Annotated in this window: 13 protein-coding genes and 2 pseudogenes; 14 read left to right on the plus strand and 1 reads right to left on the minus strand. The window is 73.8% G+C overall.

From position 1 onward, the window contains the following. The 4 genes and pseudogenes from HYE82_RS19680 to HYE82_RS19695 all read left to right on the plus strand — a co-directional run. Positions 1-524: pseudogene (locus HYE82_RS19680) on the plus strand (type II secretion system F family protein); the annotation flags it as partial. 73 nt (positions 525-597) lie between these two features. Beyond that, positions 598-795 carry a DUF4244 domain-containing protein gene (locus HYE82_RS19685; protein WP_179175426.1) on the plus strand — a complete coding sequence of 66 codons (198 nt, stop codon included), beginning with the start codon at positions 598-600 and terminating at the stop codon, positions 793-795. Then, on the plus strand, positions 782-1,171 hold the full coding sequence (locus HYE82_RS19690) for a TadE family type IV pilus minor pilin (protein ID WP_179175427.1): 390 nt from the start codon (positions 782-784) through the stop codon (positions 1,169-1,171). Before HYE82_RS19685 ends, HYE82_RS19690 begins: the two co-directional genes overlap by 14 nt. Beyond that, a pseudogene (locus HYE82_RS19695) lies at positions 1,168-1,476 on the plus strand (Rv3654c family TadE-like protein); the annotation flags it as partial. The gene HYE82_RS19690 and the pseudogene HYE82_RS19695, both read left to right, overlap by 4 nt. 308 nt (positions 1,477-1,784) lie before the next feature. Here the strand turns inward: HYE82_RS19695 and HYE82_RS19700 are convergent. Continuing rightward, on the minus strand, positions 1,785-4,151 hold the full coding sequence (locus tag HYE82_RS19700) for a DEAD/DEAH box helicase (RefSeq protein ID WP_179175428.1): 2,367 nt from the start codon (positions 4,149-4,151) through the stop codon (positions 1,785-1,787). 162 nt (positions 4,152-4,313) lie between these two features. On the opposite strand from HYE82_RS19700, the gene bldG reads away from it, so the two are divergent. The 10 genes from bldG to HYE82_RS19750 form a co-directional block, all read left to right on the plus strand. Then, on the plus strand, positions 4,314-4,655 hold the full coding sequence (gene bldG / locus HYE82_RS19705) for an anti-sigma factor antagonist BldG (RefSeq protein WP_030152678.1): 342 nt from the start codon (positions 4,314-4,316) through the stop codon (positions 4,653-4,655). 122 nt (positions 4,656-4,777) lie between these two features. Continuing rightward, on the plus strand, positions 4,778-5,218 hold the full coding sequence (locus HYE82_RS19710; protein ID WP_179175429.1) for an ATP-binding protein: 441 nt from the start codon (positions 4,778-4,780) through the stop codon (positions 5,216-5,218). 260 nt (positions 5,219-5,478) lie between these two features. Further along, the gene (locus HYE82_RS19715; protein ID WP_179175430.1) at positions 5,479-7,884 is read left to right on the plus strand and encodes a sodium-translocating pyrophosphatase; all 2,406 of its coding nucleotides are present in this window, start codon (positions 5,479-5,481) and stop codon (positions 7,882-7,884) included. Between the two features lie 144 nt (positions 7,885-8,028). After that, the gene (locus HYE82_RS19720) at positions 8,029-8,574 is read left to right on the plus strand and encodes a small secreted protein (protein WP_179175431.1); all 546 of its coding nucleotides are present in this window, start codon (positions 8,029-8,031) and stop codon (positions 8,572-8,574) included. A gap of 81 nt (positions 8,575-8,655) precedes the next feature. Continuing rightward, positions 8,656-10,176: a methyltransferase gene (locus HYE82_RS19725; RefSeq protein ID WP_179175432.1), complete on the plus strand. Its 1,521-nt coding sequence runs from the start codon at positions 8,656-8,658 to the stop codon at positions 10,174-10,176. A 370-nt stretch (positions 10,177-10,546) separates the two neighbouring features. Next, entirely contained in the window at positions 10,547-10,744 is a 198-nt protein-coding gene (locus HYE82_RS19730) for a hypothetical protein (RefSeq protein ID WP_179175433.1), read from the plus strand. 349 nt (positions 10,745-11,093) lie between these two features. Beyond that, on the plus strand, positions 11,094-13,934 hold the full coding sequence (gene topA / locus HYE82_RS19735; RefSeq protein WP_179175434.1) for a type I DNA topoisomerase: 2,841 nt from the start codon (positions 11,094-11,096) through the stop codon (positions 13,932-13,934). Between the two features lie 305 nt (positions 13,935-14,239). Beyond that, complete coding sequence (gene tmk, locus HYE82_RS19740; protein ID WP_179175435.1) at positions 14,240-17,488, plus strand: dTMP kinase; 3,249 nt, start codon at positions 14,240-14,242, stop codon at positions 17,486-17,488. Between the two features lie 126 nt (positions 17,489-17,614). After that, positions 17,615-18,826, plus strand: coding sequence for a DNA polymerase III subunit delta' (locus HYE82_RS19745; RefSeq protein WP_179175436.1), 1,212 nt, complete (start codon positions 17,615-17,617; stop codon positions 18,824-18,826). A 143-nt stretch (positions 18,827-18,969) separates the two neighbouring features. Then, the coding region (locus HYE82_RS19750) for an alpha/beta fold hydrolase (protein ID WP_179175437.1) at positions 18,970-19,768 on the plus strand (799 nt) is incomplete at its 3' end.

Below are 19,768 nucleotides of genomic sequence, written 5' to 3' on the forward strand. Positions count from 1 at the left end.
GGCGGGGTGTGCTGCGGCCTCCGGGACGTGGTGGCTGCGCCGCCGGATACCGGGCAGACGGCCGGACGAGGCAGAGGCGCAGGAGGCGGAGCGCCAGCTGCCGTTCGCGGCCGATCTGCTGGCCGCCTGCCTCGCGGCCGGGGCCGGGCCGGTCGAGGCCGCCGAGGCGGTGGGAGAGTCGCTGGGAGGCCCGGTGGGAGAGCGGTTGGCGCTGGCCGGGGCGGAGGTGCGGCTCGGCGGTGAACCGGGCGAGGCATGGGGAAGGCTGGCGCGGATACCGGGCGCGGGGGCGCTCGCCGCGTGCCTGGAGCGGGCCGCGCGCACGGGCGCGCCGGCGGCTGAGCCGGCCGCACGGCTGGCGACGGCCCTGCGGGAGGAGCGGGCCCGGCAGGCGACCGCGCGGGCGCAGCGGGCGGCGGTGCTCGTCACCGCACCGGTGGGGCTGTTTCCTCCCCGCGTTCCTTGCGGTCGGAGTGGCACCCGTGGTGATCGGAATGGCCTCGGGCCTTCTCTCCGGAACGTGAGATCGCGAAACCCGTCCGGTGTGGAAATCGGAACTGAGATCACATCAAGAACGAATATCAGCGGGAGGTTGTCATGAGGATCATCTGGTTTCGCTTGCGTGCGGCGGTCGGCGGCCGGGCGGGCGATGCGGGGATGTCCACGTCCGAATACGCCATGGGCACGATCGCGGCGTGTGCATTCGCGGCCGTTCTGTACAAGGTGGTGACGAGCGACGTCGTGTCCACGGCACTCCAGTCGACCATCGGGAAGGCACTCGATGTGCCGTTCTGAGGGAAAACCGCGGCGTATCGGAGGGCGGGGAAGCGACAGGGGATATGTGACGGCGGAGGCGGCGCTGGTCATTCCCGCGCTGGTGCTGTTCGCGGCCCTGCTGGTGTGGGCGCTGATGGCGGCAGCCGCGCAGATCCGCTGTGTGGACGCGGCCCGGGCCGGCGCCCGGGCGGCGGCCCGGTCGGAGCCGGCGGAGCAGGCGGTGGCGGCGGCCCGGGCGGCCGCTCCGCCCGGGGCCGAGGTGGCGTTGGAACGGGAGGGGGACCTGTGGCGGGTGCGTGTGGCGGCGCCGGCGCCGGGACCGGCCGTGCTGCCGGTACGGCTCGGGGCACAGGCGGTGGCCCTGGCCGAGGACAGCGTGGGGCCGCCGCCGTGAGGGGAGACCGGGGGTCGGCCACGGTCTGGGCGGCACTGGTGGCGACCGCGCTGGGGGCGGTGTTCGGCGGGGTGCTCCTGCTCGGTCAGGCGGTGCTCGCCCGCCACCGCGCGGCGGCAGCCGCCGACCTGGCCGCCCTGGCCGCGGCGGCGACCTGGGCCCACGGCCCGGAGACCGCCTGCGCCGCAGCCCGCCGGGTGGCCCGGGCCCAGGCCGCCGACCTGCCCGCGTGCGCCCTCATGGGCGAGGTGGCCGAGGTGGCCGCCCGGTCGGCGGCCGGGCCCTTCCGGCCCGGGATCACCGCCCGGGCCGGCCCGACGCGGGAAGCCGCCGAACCGGACGCGCCCCGGGCCGGCCCCGGCCCCGGCCCGCCGCCGCCCACGGAAGGTGCGGGTTCAGACCGGCGCCCGTCGGCGGCGGTTACCGGTTCGGGTCAGGGCTCGTCGGCGGCGGGTACCGGTTCGGGCCGGGATCTGCCGGCGGCGGGTATCGGGTCGGGCCGAAAATCGCCGTCGGAAAGCATGGTTTCGGGCCAGGGTCCACCGCCGGTGGACATCGGTTCCGGCCCGGCTCCGTTGCCCGGCACGGCTGCGGCCCGGGGCGGCGGCGGGCGTCAGGCGGCCGCGGACAGGAGGCGGGTCAGCAGGCGGACGGCGCCGCGCTTGTGGAGGGGGTCGTTGCCGTTGCCGCACTTGGGGGACTGGATGCAGGACGGGCAGCCGGCCTCGCACTCGCAGGCGGCGATGGCGTCGCGGGTGGCGGTCAGCCAGGCCCGGGCCGTGTGGAAGGCACGCTCGGCGAAACCGGCCCCCCCGGGGTGGCCGTCGTACACGAAGACGGTCGGCAGGAGGGTGTCCGGGTGCAGCGGGACGGAGACCCCGCCGATGTCCCAGCGGTCGCAGGTGGCGAACAGCGGGAGGAGGCCGATGGAGGCGTGCTCGGCGGCGTGCAGGGCGCCGCCGAGGATCTCCGGGCCGATCCGGGCCTCGTCGAGCTGGTCCTCGGTCACGGTCCACCACACGGCACGGGTGCGCAGGGTGCGCGGGGGCAGGTCCAGCTTGGCCTCGCCGAGCACCTCGCCGGTGATCAGCTTGCGGCGGAGATAGGAGACCACCTGGTTGGTGACCTCCACCGAGCCGTAGCAGAGCCGGGCGTCGCCCCAGGGGATCTCGGTCTCGGTCTGCAGGACGGAGATGGAGGTGGTGTCGCGGGCAGTGGTCGAGAACGGCGGGCTGGCCTCCTCGACCAGGGCGACCGAGTCCTCCAGGTCCAGCCGCTGCACCAGGTACGTACGGCCCTGGTGGAGGTGGACGGCCCCGTCGTGGACGGCGGTGTGCGCCGCGGACTCGTCCACCGTGCCCAGCAGGCGCCCGGTGGAGGCCTCGACGATCTGCACGGGGCGGCCGCCCCCGCCCCTGATGTCGGTCAGGTCCGTCGCCCGCTCCCGCCGGGTCCAGTGCCAGGCCGTGGCCCGACGGCGCAGCAGCCGCGCCGCCTCCAGCTGCGGCATCAGACCGGTGGCGGCGGGGCCGAACAGGGCGAGGTCGTCCTCGGTCAGGGGTGCCTCGGCGGCGGCCGCGCACAGGTGCGGGGCCAGGACGTACGGGTTGTCCGGGTCCAGGACCGTGGCCTCCACCGGCCGGCGGAACAGGGCCTCCGGATGGTGGACGAGGTAGGTGTCCAGCGGGTCGTCCCGGGCGATCAGCACGGCCAGGGCACCCTGCCCGGCGCGCCCCGCCCGGCCCGCCTGCTGCCACAGCGACGCCCGGGTCCCCGGGTAGCCGGTGATCAGGACGGCGTCCAGACCGGCGACGTCCACGCCCAGCTCCAGGGCGGTGGTGGCGGCCAGGCCGAGCAGCTCGCCGGAGTGCAGGGCCCGCTCCAGGGCGCGGCGCTCCTCGGGCAGGTAGCCGCCCCGGTAGGCCGCGACCCGGCGGGGCAGGGACCGGTCCACCTCGGCGAGCCGTTCCTGGGCGATCAGCGAGATCAGCTCCGCCCCGCGCCGCGAACGGACGAAGGCCACCGTACGGACCCCCTGGACGACCAGGTCGGTCAGCAGATCGGCGGTCTCGGCCGTGGCGGTGCGGCGCACCGGCGCGCCCTTCTCGCCCCGCAGGTCGGTCAGCGGAGGCTCCCACAGGGCGAAGACCACCTCGCCGCGCGGCGAGGCGTCGTCGGCGACCTCGACGACGGGGACACCGGTCAGCCGGCTCGCCGCGGCCGCCGGGTCGCTCGCGGTGGCGGAGGCCAGCAGGAAGACGGGCTCGGCGCCGTAGCGGGCGCACAGCCGCCGCAGCCGCCGCAGCACCTGTGCCACGTGGGAGCCGAAGACGCCCCGGTAGGTGTGGCACTCGTCGACGACGACGTAGCGCAGGGCGCGCAGGAAGGAGGACCAGCGGGCGTGCGCGGGCAGGATCGCGCGGTGCAGCATGTCGGGGTTGGTCAGGACGTAGTTCGCGTACTGGCGGACCCATTCGCGCTCCTCGACCGGCGTGTCCCCGTCGTAGACGGCGGGCCGGACCGCGTGGCCCAGGGGAGCGGCGAGATCCCGTACGGAGCGTCGCTGGTCGGCGGCCAGTGCCTTGGTCGGGGCCAGGTAGAGGGCGGTCGCGCCCCTTCCGTTGGGGGCCTCGGCGCCGTCCGCGAGGGCGGAGAGCACGGGGGCGAGGTAGGCCAGCGACTTGCCCGACGCGGTGCCGGTGGCGACGACCACGGACTCGCCGTCCAGGGCGTGCTCGGCGGCCGCTGCCTGGTGTTCCCACGGGTGCTCGATCCCCGCGGCCTGGATCGCGGCCACTACATCCGTTCGGATGCGGTCGGGCCACACGGCATGACGACCCTCCCGGCGGGGCAAGTGCTCCGTATGGGTGATGCGCGCAGCTCGAAAAGACCCCCGTGACAGACGGTCCAGAACCGTGTCGGGAGCGGGTCGCGGGTCCTCGGGTGCCGTGGGGCGACCGGGACGGTGAGTATTGGCCATTGGAACCGAGTGTGTCACCGGCGTGCGGGACAATGGTCAGAAGGCGTCGTGCGCGCCTGCCGGTAAGTGATTGAATGCCATCGCGGCAGCCAATCCCTCCCCCGCTCTCGGGTGGGGAGGCCCCTGGGGGGCGCCGCTCGATAGCAAGGTGCTGGAGGATCCGTGGACCTGTCCCTGTCGACTCGCACTGTCGGCGACCGCACGGTCGTGGAGGTCGGTGGCGAGATTGATGTGTATACCGCGCCCAAGCTGCGCGAGCAGTTGGTCGAGTTGGTGAACGACGGCAGCTACCACCTGGTTGTCGACATGGAGCGAGTGGACTTCCTCGACTCCACCGGCCTCGGTGTGCTCGTGGGAGGCCTCAAGCGCGTCCGGGCGCACGAGGGCTCGCTGCGCCTGGTGTGCAACCAGGAGCGCATCCTGAAGATTTTCCGTATCACCGGCCTGACCAAGGTGTTCCCGATCCACACGACGGTGGAGGACGCCGTCGCCGCCACCGACTGACGAGTTCCGCCCCGGTGCGGCCCGCGGTGGCGCCCGGGGAGGGAGCCGAAGAGGAGCGGGGGCGCGGGCCGCTGGACGGCCCGGGCCCCTGTAAGGCACGCCCGTAGTCCGAGGGGGACGCAATGGCCATCGTTGAACTCCGCTTCAGCGCCCAGCCCGAGCACGTCCGGACGGCCCGCCTGGTCGCGGCCGCGGTGGCGCGGCGGGCCGGCGTGGAGGAGGCCGTGCTCGACGAGGTCCGCCTCGCGGTGGGCGAGGCCTGCTCGCGTGCCGTCGGCCTGCACCTCAGCAACGGGCTGACCGCGCCCGTACGGGTCGTCCTGACCGAGGAGGAGAAGCTGTTCTCCATCGAGGTCGGCGACGAGGTCCCCGGGCCGGGCGGAGGCCCGGGAGACACCGTGCCCGGACTTGAGGCCGCCCTGGACCCGGATGCGGACACCGAGGACGAGATGGGGCTCGCGGTCATCAGCGGGCTCGTCGACGACGTCGAGGTGACGAGCAGTGAGCGGGGCGGAACCATCCGGATGAGCTGGCCCGTTTCGGCGAGCCCCGAACTCTCGTAGCCCCGCCGGCCCCGGCGTATTATTCGATCTTATTCAAGGCCCTGCTGAGCAGGGCCTTTTTCATGCCCGCGTGCAATTCCCGGATCCGTGACCATGTGTCAATGCCTTTGACCCATTACCTCTTTCGGGGGTAATGGAGTGTCACGATCTATTGGTGGGGAGCGAGAGCAGGCCAATTCCGTTTCCCGCGCACTGTTTTGCTCGGGACCAGCTCCCTACAATCCGTCCACATCTTGAGCTCATCACGTCAAGGAGGACGAATGACGGGGCTCTTCACCCCTGAAGCGCCGGACGGCACAGCCGCTCTGGCCGCCGCGGTACTCACCGATGACAATCGGCTCATCGTTATGGTGATCGCGGCCGTGGCAATTGCCGCACTCGTCGTCGCGCAGATCCTGGTCCGCCAGGTCCTGTCCGCCGACGAGGGAACCGACAGCATGAAGAAGATCGCCGCCGCCGTGCAGGAAGGCGCCAACGCCTACCTGGGCCGGCAACTGCGCACCCTCGGCATCTTCGCCGTCGTCGTGTTCTTCCTGCTGTTCCTGCTGCCCGCCGACGACTGGACGCAGCGCGCGGGACGCTCCGCGTTCTTCCTCGTCGGCGCCCTCTTCTCGGCGACCACCGGCTACATCGGCATGCGCCTCGCGGTCCGCGCCAACGTCCGCGTCGCCGCCGCCGCCCGCGAGGCCACCCCCGCCGACGGGGAGCCCGCCAAGGACATCACCGACGTCTCCCACAAGGCCATGCGGATCGCGTTCCGCACCGGCGGGGTCGTCGGCATGTTCACCGTCGGCCTCGGCCTCCTCGGCGCCTCCTGCGTCGTCCTGGTCTACGCGGCCGACGCCCCCAAGGTCCTGGAGGGCTTCGGCCTCGGCGCCGCTCTGATCGCGATGTTCATGCGCGTCGGCGGCGGCATCTTCACCAAGGCCGCCGACGTCGGCGCCGACCTGGTCGGCAAGGTCGAGCAGGGCATTCCGGAGGACGACCCGCGCAATGCCGCGACCATCGCCGACAACGTGGGCGACAACGTCGGCGACTGCGCCGGCATGGCGGCCGACCTCTTCGAGTCGTACGCCGTCACCCTCGTGGCCGCCCTCATCCTCGGCAAGGCCGCCTTCGGCGACCTGGGCCTGGCCTTCCCCCTCATCGTTCCCGCCATCGGCGTCATCACCGCCATGATCGGCATCTTCGCGGTCTCCCCGCGCCGCTCCGACCGCAGCGGCATGGCCGCCATCAACCGCGGCTTCTTCATCTCCGCCGTGATCTCCCTGGTGCTCGTCGCCATCGCCGTCTACGCCTACCTGCCGGCCACGTACCAGGAGCTCGTCGGCGTCGAGAACACGGCGATCACGCAGCACTCCGGCGACCCGCGGGTCCTCGCCCTCGTCGCCGTCGCCATCGGCATCGTGCTCGCCGCCCTGATCCAGCAGCTCACGGGCTACTTCACCGAGACCAACCGCCGTCCCGTCCGGGACATCGGCAAGTCCGCCCTGACCGGTCCCGCCACCGTCGTCCTCGCCGGCATCTCCGTAGGCCTGGAGTCCGCCGTCTACACGGCGCTGCTCATCGGCCTCGGCGTCTACGGGGCCTTCCTGCTCGGCGGCACCTCCATCATGCTCGCGCTCTTCGCGGTGGCCCTGGCCGGCACCGGCCTGCTCACCACCGTCGGCGTGATCGTCGCCATGGACACCTTCGGGCCCGTCTCCGACAACGCCCAGGGCATCGCCGAGATGTCCGGCGACGTCGAGGGCGCCGGCGCACAGGTCCTGACCGACCTCGACGCCGTCGGCAACACCACCAAGGCCATCACCAAGGGCATCGCCATCGCCACGGCCGTGCTCGCCGCCGCCGCGCTGTTCGGCTCGTACAACGACGCCATCTCCACCGCGGTCAAGGAGGTCGGAGCCAAGGCCGGGGAGATGAACCTCAGCCTCGACATCGCCCAGCCCAACAACCTCGTCGGGCTGGTCCTCGGCGCGGCGGTGGTCTTCCTGTTCTCCGGCCTCGCCATCAACGCGGTGTCCCGCTCCGCGGGCGCCGTGGTCTACGAGGTGCGCCGCCAGTTCCGCGAGCACCCCGGGATCATGGACTACACCGAGAAGCCCGAGTACGGCCGCGTCGTGGACATCTGCACCAAGGACGCGCTCCGCGAGCTCGCCACCCCCGGCCTGCTCGCCGTCATGGCACCGATCGCGGTCGGCTTCGTCCTCGGCGTCGGCGCCCTCGGCGCGTACCTCGCGGGCGCCATCGGCTGCGGCACGCTGATGGCCGTCTTCCTCGCCAATTCCGGCGGTGCGTGGGACAACGCCAAGAAGCTCGTCGAGGACGGCCACCACGGCGGCAAGGGCAGCGACGCCCACGCCGCGACCGTCATCGGCGACACCGTCGGCGACCCGTTCAAGGACACCGCCGGCCCCGCGATCAACCCGCTGCTCAAGGTCATGAACCTGGTGGCGCTGCTGATCGCGCCGGCCGTCGTCCAGTTCAGCTACGGCGCCGACACCAGCCCGACCGTCCGCGCGATCGTCGCGGCCGTCGCCATCACCGTCATCGTCGTCGCCGTGTACGTCTCCAAGCGGCGCGGCATCGCGGTCGGCGACGGCGGCGACGGCACGGGGGCCGAGCGGGTCGCGCAGCAGCCGGCCGACCCCGCGGTCGTGTCCTGACACGGCCCGTTTCCCCGGGGTTCGAAGGCACCTCCGGACGGCGGGCGGGCGGCGCGGACTGACGCGCCGTCCGCCCGCCGTTCCGCGTGGCCGGATGAGGGCCGTGTATCTTCCGGGCCGAGAGCCTTGGAAGGGACCGATCCGGTGAACAAGAAGTTTGCGTCCGCGGTGTCCGGCGGTGCGGTGCTGATGCTCGTGCTGTCCGGCTGCGGCGGTGACGACGGCGACGAGAAGGCCAACGCGTGGGCCAAGAAGGTCTGCGACCAGTGGGCGCCCGAGCTGCAGAAGGTCAAGGCGGCCAGTGCCGACATGAAGCGCGTGTCCGGTACGACGAGCAAGCCGGACGAGGTGCAGAAGACCGACTCGGCGGCCTTCCAGGTCCAGTCCGACGCGTACAAGGCGATGAGTGCCGCCCTGTCGTCGGCGGGGACCCCGCCGACCAAGGACGGCCAGGCGACCCAGACCGCGGCGGTCCAGGGTTTCGAGGCCGCGTCCAAGGCCTACGCCGACCTGAAGACGAAGATCGACGCGCTCGACCCCAAGGACCAGACCAAGTTCGCCGATGGCCTCGGCCAGCTCTCCGCCGCCATCGCGGAGGCCAACAAGGGCAGCAAGGAGGCGTACGCGAAGGTCACGGCGGGCGACCTGAAGAAGGCGATCGCCGGCCAGAAGGGCTGCAAGATGTCGTGACGCCCGCCAAGTGAGCCCCTGCGGCCGCGCCGTGGCCGGTGCGGCGCACGGATCCGCCGTGTCAGCCGACACAATGGACGGGTGAGTACCACCAGCCTCCCCACGCCCGACCGCGCCGCCGAGCTCCGCGCGGCCCTGCTCTCCGCCGGCTTCACCGCCGACGGCGTGCTGGAGCTGCTCGGCGCCCCCGCCTATGCCGCGCTGGCCCGCAGCGAGACGGTCCCTGCCCTGCGCGCCACCCGAAGCCGGGGCACCGGCCCGCTCGCGAGCCTGGTGCGGCTGTTCCTGCTGCAGCAGCCGGAGCCGTACGTGCACGCGGCGGAGGCGCTGCCCGTCGAGGTGGCGCTGGCCGACGGCTGGCTGCGCCGCGAGGGCGACGAGGTGCACGCCACCGTCGACATCCGCCCGTACGGGGGCCCGGACGGCGAGGACTGGTTCATCGTCTCCGACCTCGGCTGCGCCGTCGGCGGGGCCGGCGGGATCGGCAGCCGGGGGCGTCAGCAAGGCACAGACGTGGTCCTCGGCGTCGGCGGCGCCTCCACCACCCTGGCCGGGATCACCGTGCGCACCCCGGTCGCCGACGCCCTCGACCTCGGCACCGGCTCCGGCATCCAGGCCCTGCACGCCGCCCGGCACGCCACCCGGGTCACCGCCACCGACGTCAACCCCCGGGCCCTGGGCATCACCCGGCTGACGCTGGCGCTGTCCGGGGCGCCGGAGGCCGAGCTGCTCCGCGGATCGCTGTTCGAGCCGGTCGGCGATGCCACGTACGACCTGATCGTCTCCAACCCGCCGTTCGTGATCTCCCCCGGCGCGCGGCTGACGTACCGGGACGGCGGCATGAGCGGCGACGACCTGTGCCGGACCCTGGTCCAGCAGGCGGGCGCCCACCTCAATCCGGGCGGGTACGCCCAGTTCCTCGGGAACTGGCAGCACGTGCAGGGAGAGGACTGGCGCGACCGGCTCCGCTCCTGGGTGCCGCGCGGCTGCGACGCGTGGATCGTGCAGCGTGACGTGCAGGACGTCACCCAGTACGCGGAGCTGTGGCTGCGCGACGCGGGGGACCACCGCACCGAACCCGCCGCGTACGCGCAGCGGTACGAGGACTGGCTCGACGAGTTCGAGGCCGGCAAGACCAAGGCGGTCGGCTTCGGCTGGATCACCCTGCGCCGCACCGACGCGGCCGAGCCGTCGATCGTGATCGAGGAATGGCCCCACGCGGTGGAGCAGCCGCTCGGCGACGCCGTCCTCGCCCACTTCGCCCGCCAGGACTACCTGCGCGAACACGACGACGCGGCCCTGCTGAACGGCCGCTTCGTGCTGGTCGAGGAGGTCGTCCAGGAGCAGGTCGGCCCGCCCGGCGCGGAAGACCCGGAGCACGTCGTGCTCCGCCAGAACCGCGGCATGCGGCGCGCCACGACGGTGGACACGGTCGGCGCGGGCTTCGCCGGCGTGTGCGACGGCTCGCTCACCGCGGGCCGGATCCTGGACGCGATCGCGCAGCTGGTGCAGGAGGACCCGGTCCTGCTCCGGGACAGGACGCCCGAAGCGATCCGGATGCTGGTCGAGCAGGGCTTCCTGGAGCCGGTCGCCGACCGCTGAGCCGGTGCGTTTGCCGCGGCGGGCCGTCGGAGTCGCCGCGGGTCGCCGGAGCGGGCCGTCGGAGCGGGCCGTGGGAGGCGCGGCGGGTCGCCGGAGTCGCCGTGGGCCGTCGGAGTCGCGGCGGGCTGTCGGAGTCGCCGCGGGTCGACGGGGCTGCGTGTGCCGACCGGGCCTGCGTGTGCCGTCGGAGTCGCAGCTGTGATGTAACCCGCGGTTCGCCCGCTGTTCTCCCGCGGCTGGCAGGCTCCCGGGTACGAGGCCGGCCGGGGCTCCCCGGGATACCCGGGGGGATTGCGGGGGAGCCCCGAGCCCGAGCGGGCCCGGCTCACGGCCCGAGGCCCACGGCGGCCCGGCATCGAGGGGGAACGGCATGGAACGCGGTCCGGCGATCTTCGCGGCAGCCGTTTTCCTGCTGTTCGGAACGGCTCTGCTGGGCTGGACGGGGGCGCGTGCCCGCCGTGGCGCGCCGGTGGCCGAGGACGTGCGCCCCGCTGTGGCCGTACCGCTGGCCCTGCTCGGCGGCGCGACGGCGGTGGCCCTCGGCGTGTGGTGCCTCACGCGGCTCTGAATCCGGGGAGTCGGCGAACACATCCGCGAGCCCGACACCGCCCGGCACTGCCGGGATTCCGGACGGCCGGCCCCGCCGATTGCCGGCCGATTCGCGCCGACGCGGGCCGACGGAGGAAACCGGACGTCAGGCGGGGTGCGCGCCCGCGGCCAGACGGCCCCGTGGCCACTCGGGCCAGTGATCGGGACGGGTCCGGCGGGGTATCCGGGCGGCAGGAATGGCACTTGTCGGGTTACCGTTCGAGTGGCCGTTGCGGGCTTGTGCCGTTTGACACGGGGGCGGGTTGTACCGTCACACTCCGCAGCGTCGCCGTACTGCGACCGAGTGCCGACCGGAGAGAAGAGCCAAGTTGTCCCCGACTAGCGAGACCGCACAGGGCGGCCGCCGACTCGTCATCGTCGAGTCCCCTGCCAAGGCGAAGACGATCAAGGGCTACCTCGGCCCGGGATACGTCGTCGAGGCGAGCGTCGGGCACATCCGCGACCTCCCGAACGGCGCCGCCGAGGTCCCCGACAAGTACACGGGCGAGGTCCGCCGCCTCGGCGTGGACGTCGAGCACGACTTCCAGCCGATCTACGTCGTCAACGCGGACAAGAAGGCACAGGTCAAGAAGCTCAAGGACCTGCTGGCCGAGTCCGACGAGCTCTTCCTCGCCACCGATGAGGACCGCGAGGGCGAGGCCATCGCGTGGCACCTCCAGGAAGTCCTCAAGCCCAAGGTCCCCGTCCACCGGATGGTCTTCCACGAGATCACCAAGGACGCGATCCGCGAGGCCGTCGCCAACCCGCGCGAGCTGAACCAGCGCATGGTCGACGCCCAGGAGACCCGCCGTATCCTCGACCGCCTCTACGGCTACGAGGTCTCGCCGGTCCTGTGGAAGAAGGTCATGCCGAAGCTGTCGGCGGGCCGCGTCCAGTCCGTCGCCACCCGTCTCGTCGTAGAGCGCGAGCGCGAGCGCATCGCCTTCCGCTCCGCCGAGTACTGGGACCTGACCGGTACCTTCACCACGGGCCGGGTCGGCGACTCCTCCGACCCCTCGACGCTCGTCGCGCGGCTGAACACCGTCGACGGCAGGCGGATCGCCCAGGGCCGCGACTTCGGCGCGAACGGGCAGCTGAAGAGCGACGTGCTGCACCTCGACGAGGCGAACGCGCGGGCCCTGGCCGCCGCCCTCGCGGACAGCTCGTTCGCCGTCCGCTCGGTCGAGTCCAAGCCGTACCGCCGGTCCCCGTACGCCCCCTTCCGTACGACGACGCTGCAGCAGGAGGCCTCGCGCAAGCTGGGCCTCGGCGCCAAGGCGTGCATGCAGGTGGCGCAGAAGCTGTACGAGAACGGCTTCATCACCTACATGCGTACGGACTCCACGACGCTCTCGGACACCGCGGTCGCGGCCGCCCGGGCGCAGGTCACGCAGCTCTACGGGGCCGACTACCTGCCGGAGAAGGCCCGCGTCTACGCCGGGAAGGTCAAGAACGCCCAGGAGGCGCACGAGGCGATCCGTCCTTCGGGTGATCGTTTCCGCACTCCCGCCGAGACCGCTCTGACCGGCGACCAGTTCCGCCTGTACGAGCTGATCTGGAAGCGGACCGTTGCCTCCCAGATGAAGGACGCGACCGGCAACTCGGTCACCGTCAAGATCGGTGGCGTGGCCGCCGACGGCCGGGACGCCGAGTTCACCGCCTCCGGCAAGACGATCACCTTCCACGGCTTCATGAAGGCGTACGTCGAGGGCGCGGACGACCCGAACGCCGAGCTCGACGACCGCGAGCGGCGCCTCCCGCAGGTCGCCGAGGGCGACGCGCTGGCCGCCGACGAGATCACGGCCGACGGCCACGCGACCAAGCCGCCGGCCCGCTACACCGAGGCCTCGCTGGTCAAGGAGCTGGAGGAGCGGGAGATCGGCCGCCCGTCGACGTACGCGTCGATCATCGGCACGATCCTCGACCGCGGCTACGTCTTCAAGAAGGGCACGGCCCTCGTGCCGTCCTTCCTGTCGTTCGCCGTGGTCAACCTCCTGGAGAAGCACTTCGGCCGGCTCGTCGACTACGACTTCACGGCCAAGATGGAGGACGACCTCGACCGCATCGCGCGCGGCGAGGCCCAGGCCGTGCCGTGGCTCAAGCGGTTCTACTTCGGCCAGGAGGGCGAAGCCGCCCAGGCCGGGCCGGTCGACGGCGACCACCTCGGCGGGCTGAAGGAGCTGGTCACGGACCTGGGCGCGATCGACGCCCGGGAGATCTCCTCCTTCCCCGTCGGCGAGGGCATCGTGCTGCGCGTGGGCCGGTACGGGCCGTACGTGGAGCGGGGCGAGAAGGACGCCGAGGGCCACCAGCGGGCCGACGTGCCGGACGACCTGGCTCCGGACGAGCTGACGGTCGCGTACGCCGAGGAACTCTTCGCCAAGCCGAGCGGCGAGTTCCAGCTCGGCAAGGACCCCGTCAGCGGGAACGAGATCGTCGCCAAGGACGGCCGCTACGGGCCGTACGTGACGGAGATCCTGCCCGAGGGCACGCCGAAGACCGGCAAGAACGCGGTCAAGGCGCGCACGGCGTCGCTCTTCAAGTCGATGTCGCTGGACACGGTGACCCTCGACGACGCGCTGAGGCTGATGTCGCTGCCGCGGGTCGTGGGCGCCGACGCCGAAGGTGTGGAGATCACGGCGCAGAACGGCCGCTACGGCCCGTACCTGAAGAAGGGCACGGACAGCCGCTCCCTGGAGACCGAGGACCAGCTCTTCACGATCACGCTGGACGAGGCACTGGCGATCTACGCCCAGCCGAAGCAGCGGGGTCGCGCGGCTGCCAAGCCGCCGCTGAAGGAACTGGGCACGGACCCGGTGAGCGAGCGCCCGGTGGTGGTGAAGGACGGCCGCTTCGGCCCGTACGTGACGGACGGCGAGACGAACGCGACGCTGCGGCGGGACGACGACGTCGAGACGATCACGCCGGAGCGGGGCTACGAGCTGCTCGCGGAGAAGCGCGCGAAGGGCCCGGCCAAGAAGACGGCGAAGAAGGCACCGGCGAAGAAGGCGCCGGCGAAGAAGGCGACGGCCACGAAGACGGCCGCCGCGAAGAAGACGGCGGCCAAGAAGACGACAACGGCCAAGAAGACGACGGCAGCCAAGAAGACGACGGCAGCCAAGAAGACGGCCGCCAAGAAGACGGCAGCCACCCCGCCCACGGAGTCCTAGCCCCACCAGGGACGCGGGCAAACCGGAGCCGGTCGGTACGGGGCCGGCGGTGTGAGTGCCCCGTCAGGGGCGCGGGGAACTGCGCGGGCAACCGGAGCCGGCCGGTACGGGGCCGGCGGTGTGAGTGCCCCGTCAGGGGCGCGGGGAACTGCGCGGGCAGCCCGAGTCGGCCTGCACCGGCCGACAACGGCGGGTCCCGGGCCCCGGGCCTCGGCCGCGAGGGGCGCGGGGCCGCCCCGGGGCCCCGCCCCCGGGGTTGTCCACAGCCCTCCGCACCCGCCGAGCGCAGCGGATAGGCTGGGCGGATGACGCGAGCCGAACAGCCGACTGGCGTGACCGCCCCCCCGAACCCTTCCTACGACGAAGCCCTCGCCGCGGATTCCCGCGAGCGGGCGCTGCGTGCCCTGCTGCGCACCCCCAGGCTGCGCCGCCTGTGGAGCGCCCAGCTGGTCAGCGGCATCGGCGATGCCCTGGCCCTGCTGGTCCTGGTCGTGCTCGCCTTCCAGGCGGCCGTCTCCCAGGGCACCTTCGGCACCGGCTACCGCGGCTGGGCCCTGGCCGTGGCCGCCGTGTTCGGGGTCCGGATCCTCGCCACCCTGCTCTTCGGCGCGGTCCTGCTCGGCCCGCTCGCCAAGCTCACCGCCCCCGGCGGCACGCTGGACCGCCGCTGGACGATGGTCGGGGCCGACGGGGTCCGGATCGGCCTGTTCGTCGTCGCCCCGCTCTGGCTCGACTGGATCCCGGCGCACGCGCTGACCGCGCTGCTGGCCACCGTCTTCGTCGCCGGCGCCGCCGAGCGGCTGTGGACCGTGGCCAAGGACAGCGCCGCCCCCGCCCTGCTGCCCGAGGCGCCGCCGGAGGGCGCGACCGTACGGCCGCTGCCCGACCACCTCGACGCCCTGCGCCGGCTGACGCTGCGCACGACGTTCGCCACGATGCCCGCCGCCGCGGGCGCGCTGCTCGCCGCGACACTGGTCGGCAAGGTCCTCGGCCTCGGCGTCGACTGGTTCGCCGCGAACCAGGCCGCCCTCGGCTCGTACGTGGCGGCGGGCCTCTTCGCCGCGTCGCTGTCCCTGCTGCTGCCGCTGATCCTGCCCGCCGGGAAGACGGCGCGCCCGCGGTCCCCGCTGGAAGGCCTGCGCGCCCCGAAGGCGGGGGACCGGCCCGACAAGGGCCGTACGGGGGCGATCCCGCTGTTCGTCCTGGCCTGCGCCGCGGTCGCAGGGGCGGTGGCCTGCGCCGCGGCCGTGGCCGTGCTGCACGCCTTCGACCTGGGCGGCGGCCCGGCCACCTTCGCCCTGCTCGTCCTCGGCCTGCTCGGCGGCACCGGCGCCGGCATCCGCGCCACCCAGTCCGGCAAGGTGCTGCCCACCCTGTCCCGGCGCCGGCTCCTGGCCCTCGCGATCGCCGCGACCGGCACCGCACTGCTGTTGGCCGGCCTGGTCACGGACCTGGCGACCGTGGTGTTCCTGTCGCTGCTCGCCGGCCTCGCCGCGGGCGTGGCCGCCAACACCGGGCACACCCTGCTCGACCAGGAGACCGAGGAGTTCCGCCGGGCCCGGGTCACCGAGCACCTGCAGGCCGTCGTGCGGGTTGCGGTGGCGCTCGGCGCCGTCCTCGCCCCCGTGGTGGCCGCGGGGATCGGCCCTCACCGGCTGGCCTTCGCGGGCCTCGTCTTCGCGTACGGCGGCGCCGCGTACACCCTGATGATCGTCGGCGCGCTGCTGCTGCCTGCCGCCGTCGTGGTGCTCGCCAAGGCCGATGACCGCGCCGGCGTACCGCTGCGCCGCGACGTGCGCGAGGCGCTGCGCGGCGGGGAGCCCGACCAGGCGCCGTCCGCCACCGGCTTCTTCATCGCCCTGGAGGGCGGCGACGGCGCCGGCAAGTCGACCCAGGTCCAGGCCCTGGCCGAGTGGATCCGCGGCAAGGGCCACGAGGTCGTCGTGACACGCGAGCCGGGCGCCACCCCGATCGGCAAGCGGCTGCGGGCGATCCTCCTCGACGTTTCCTCGGCCGGGCTGTCCAACCGGGCCGAGGCCCTGCTGTACGCAGCCGACCGGGCCGAGCACGTCGACTCGGTGGTCCGCCCCGCCCTGGAGCGCGGCGCGGTCGTCATCTCCGACCGCTACATCGACTCCTCGGTCGCCTACCAGGGCGCCGGCCGAGACCTGTCGCCGACCGAGATCGCCCGGATCTCGCGCTGGGCGACCGACGGACTCGTACCGAACCTGACCGTGCTGCTCGACGTGTCCCCGGAGACCGCGCGCGAGCGGTTCACGGAGGCGCCCGACCGGCTGGAGTCGGAGCCCGCCGAGTTCCACCAGCGGGTCCGCTCCGGCTTCCTGACCCTCGCCGCCGCCGACCCCGGCCGCTACCTGGTGGTCGACGCGGGGCAGGACCCGGAGTCGGTGGCCACCGTCGTCCGGCACCGCCTGGACCGCATGCTGCCGCTGTCGGAGGCCGAGCGGGCCGCCCAGGCCGAGGCCCGGCGCAAGGCCGAGGAAGAGGCCCGCCGCAAGGCCGAGGAAGAGGCGGCGCGCAAGGCCGAGGAGGAGCGGCTGCGGGCCGAGGAGGAGGCCCGCAAGGCCCGCGAGGCCGAGGAGGCCCGGCGCAAGGCCGAGGAAGAGGCCGCCGAGGCCCGCCGGATCGCCGAGGAGGAGGCCCGCCGCAGGGCCGAGGAGGAGCGGCTGCAGGCCGAGGAGGAGGCCCGTGCCCGGGCCGAGGCCGAGCGGCGGCGCGCGGAGGCCGAGGAGAAGGCCCGCGCGGCGGAGCAGGAGCGGCTGCGCCTGCAGGCGGAAGAGGAGGCCCGGCTGCGCGCCGAGGCCGACGAGCGGCGCCGGGAGAAGCAGCGGCGGGCCGAGGAAGCCCTGCTGAAGGCCGAGGAGGCTCGCCGGCAGGCGGAGGCCCAGGCGGCGGCAGCCGCGGCGGCGGCAGCCGCACGAGCCCCGCAGGCCGACCCGGCTGAGCCCGCGCCCGCCCCGAAGGTTTCCATGCGCAAGGAGCCGCATGCGGACGACGCGGTGACGGTCGAGACCCCGCTGGTCGCCCCGCCGGTCCGGACCCCGGTGGACAAGCGGGTCGTCCGGCCGGACGACGTGACCCAGACCGTGCCGATGCCGAAGGCCGACCCGGCGGCGGAGACCTCCGTACTGCCCGCCGTGGACGCGCCCGCGGCTGCGGACGAGACGGCCGTACTGCCGCCCGTACGCCCTTCCGGTACGTCCGGTCCTTCCGGCTCGGACTCCCGCAGGGGCGGGGCGGAGAACCGGGCGTCGGCGCCGTCCGGGCGGCAGGCGTACTCCGCCGTGCGGCCGACGGCCCGGCGCCCCGAGGAGGATCCGGCCGACCGCGTGCCGCCGGGCATCTTCCGGGACGCCGGTGACGAGGTGACCCGCGAGCTCCCGGTCTTCGACGGCGAGGGCCGCCCCGCCCGGCCGCGCCCCTCCTGGGCGGAAGAGACCCCGCTGGACGACCTGCCGACCCTGGCGGACGAACTGCTGGGCTCCCACCGGGACGAGGAGGACGGCGAGGAAGGCCCGCGCCGCCGCCGCTGACGGGGCGGGGCCGCTGCCGCGATCGGCAGGGATTGTCGGCGGCAGGCGCCACACTGGGTACGCGGTACGAGGCAGAGCAGGTCGGCATGGGTCGGCATGGACGGCATGTGAAAGGCGGTGGGCGGGATGCCCGTGTGGGACGAGCTGGTGGGCCAGGAGCGGGTGCAGACGCAGCTGGCCGCCGCAGCCCGTGACGCGGACGCCCTGGTCACCGCCGTCGGCGCCGGGCAGGAGCCGCCCGCCGCGTCGAAGATGACCCACGCATGGCTGTTCACCGGCCCGCCCGGCTCCGGGCGGGCCACCGCCGCCCGCGCCTTCGCCGCCGCCCTGCAGTGCACCAGCCCCGACCGCGCACTCGGCGGCGAGCCGGGCTGCGGGTTCTGCGACGGCTGCCACACCACCATGGTCGGTACGCACGCCGATGTGGAGGTCGTCCGTACGGACCTGCTGTCCATCGGCGTCAAGGAGACCCGCGACCTGGTCCGCCGGGCCCAGCTGTCCCCGGCCGTCGGCCGCTGGCAGGTCATCGTCCTGGAGGACTCCGACCGGCTGACCGAGGGCGCGGCCAACGTGCTCCTCAAGGCCGTGGAGGAGCCCGCTCCGCGCACCGTGTGGCTGCTGTGCGCGCCCTCGATGGAGGACGTGCTGCCCACCATCCGCTCCCGCTGCCGGATGCTGACCCTGCGCACCCCGTCCGTGACCGCCGTCGCCGACCTGCTCGTCCGGCGCGACGGCATCGAGCCCGGTGTCGCCGCGTTCGCCGCGCGCGCCACGCAGGGGCACATCGACCGGGCCCGCAGGCTCGCCCAGGACGAGGGTGCGCGGGCCCGCCGCACCACCGTGCTGAAGCTCCCGCTCCGGGTCGACGACGTGGGGGGCTGCCTCAAGGCCGCCCAGGAGCTCGTAGACGCCGCCGCCGAGGACGCCAAGCTCCTCGCGGAGGAGGTCGACGCCAAGGAGACCGAGGAGCTGAAGGCCGCGCTGGGCGCCGGAGCCGGCACGAGCGGGCGGCTGCCGCGCGGCACGGCGGGCGTGATGAAGGAGCTGGAGGACCGGCAGAAGCGCCGCCGCACCCGCACCCAGCGCGACAGCCTCGACCTGGCGCTGACCGACCTCACCGGCTTCTACCGGGACGTACTGGCCCTGCAGCTCGGCTCCCCGCTCGCCCTCGCGAACGAGGACCTCCGCGCGGACCTCGACCGTGTCGCCCGCGTCGGCGGCCCCGAGCGCACCCTCCGCCGGATCGAGGCGATCAGTGCCTGCCGCGAGGCCCTCGACCGCAACGTGGCCCCGCTCCTCGCGGTCGAGGCGATGACGATGGCCCTGCGCGCCGGCTGACACCCCGGTTGACCGTTCACCCGTACGGGCGACCCGGCGGGGATGGGCACGCCCCGCCGGGACGGGGCGGCCACGGGGAGCCCGGAGGCGGCCGGATGGGCTGCCACCCGGCCGACCGGCCCGGCACGACGTAGGCTCCGGGGATGGACACCAGTCGCCTGCTGCGCACAACCGGAACCGTGATCGCCGCCGCCGGGCTGCTGCTCTCCGGCTGCACCTCGGACGGCTCGGCGGGCTCCCGGGCCGCCGCGTCCGCCACCACCCGGGGCACCGGGCCGTCGGCCCGGCCGACCGCCGTCCCGGCCGCCCTGCGCCCGTACTACGAGCAGAAGCTGAACTGGCGCGACTGCGGTGTCCCCGGATTCCAGTGCGCCACCATGAAGGCCCCGCTGGACTACTCCCGCCCCGACTCCGGGCAGGACATCGAGATCGCGGTGGCCCGCCGCCCCGCCACCGGGCCGGGCAAACGGCTCGGCTCGCTCGTGGTCAACCCGGGCGGCCCCGGCGGCTCCGGCATCGGCTACCTCCAGGCGTACGCGGGCATCGGCTACCCGGAGCAGGTCCGCGCCCGCTACGACATGGTCTCCTTCGACCCGCGCGGGGTGGACCGCAGCAGCCCCGTCGAGTGCCTGACCGGCCCGGCCATGGACGCGTACACGCAGGTCGACCAGACCCCCGACGACGCCGCGGAGCGGGCCGCGCTCGTGGCGTCGTTCAAGGAGTTCGCGGCCGGCTGCCAGGAGCGCTCGCGGCGGGTCCTGCCGCACGTCTCCACCGTCGACGCCGCCCGCGACATGGACATGCTCCGCGCGGTGCTGGGCGACGAGAAGCTGGCGTACGTCGGCGCCTCCTACGGCACCTTCCTCGGGGCGACGTACGCGGACCTCTTCCCCGGCCGGGTCGGCCGGCTGGTCCTGGACGGCGCCATGGACCCCTCCCGTC

Origin of the sequence: Streptomyces sp. BR123 (assembly GCF_013401435.1) — a bacterium.
Taxonomy (GTDB): Bacteria; Actinomycetota; Actinomycetes; order Streptomycetales; family Streptomycetaceae; genus Streptomyces.

Bases quoted from the DNA above. Each gene is read 5' to 3' on its own strand.
- HYE82_RS19685 (WP_179175426.1), top strand. From the start codon at position 598: ATGAGGATCATCTGGTTTCGCTTGCGTGCGGCGGTCGGCGGCCGGGCG.
- tmk (WP_179175435.1), top strand. From the start codon at position 14,240: ATGACGCGAGCCGAACAGCCGACTGGCGTGACCGCCCCCCCGAACCCT.
- HYE82_RS19710 (WP_179175429.1), top strand. From the start codon at position 4,778: ATGGCCATCGTTGAACTCCGCTTCAGCGCCCAGCCCGAGCACGTCCGG.
- HYE82_RS19715 (WP_179175430.1), top strand. From the start codon at position 5,479: ATGACGGGGCTCTTCACCCCTGAAGCGCCGGACGGCACAGCCGCTCTG.
- HYE82_RS19700 (WP_179175428.1), bottom strand. From the start codon at position 4,151: ATGGCCAATACTCACCGTCCCGGTCGCCCCACGGCACCCGAGGACCCG.
- HYE82_RS19690 (WP_179175427.1), top strand. From the start codon at position 782: ATGTGCCGTTCTGAGGGAAAACCGCGGCGTATCGGAGGGCGGGGAAGC.
- HYE82_RS19745 (WP_179175436.1), top strand. From the start codon at position 17,615: ATGCCCGTGTGGGACGAGCTGGTGGGCCAGGAGCGGGTGCAGACGCAG.
- HYE82_RS19730 (WP_179175433.1), top strand. From the start codon at position 10,547: ATGGAACGCGGTCCGGCGATCTTCGCGGCAGCCGTTTTCCTGCTGTTC.